The organism is Spirulina sp. CCY15215 (assembly GCF_016888125.1).
GTDB lineage: Bacteria > Cyanobacteriota > Cyanobacteriia > Cyanobacteriales > Spirulinaceae > CCY15215.
Genome location: NZ_JACSWA010000138.1, coordinates 1 through 237 on the forward strand (window position 1 = coordinate 1; position 237 = coordinate 237).

A 237-nucleotide genomic window follows, 5' to 3' on the forward strand; every position below is an offset into this window, starting at 1 on the left:
AGATTTAGGGATTAACAATGCAGCAACAGCAGCTATAGTTGGTGCGGACGGTACTGTAAAAGCACGGAAATTTATCAATCCGGCTAGAGACATAGACGAAGTTGCCGCAGCCGCCGGAACCTGCGTCCGGCGGAACGGCAACCGTCGCAATCGACGTAGGATGAAGATTGCTAAAAAAGCTAAACAAACTGCCCGTATTACCGGACAAAAGCACAGGAAAGGTTTTTGCAAAGGACT

General features: G+C 48.5%; 1 pseudogene. It reads left to right on the top strand.

From position 1 onward, the window contains the following. Nucleotides 1-237 (top strand): annotated as a pseudogene (locus JUI58_RS00645) (IS200/IS605 family accessory protein TnpB-related protein); the annotation flags it as partial.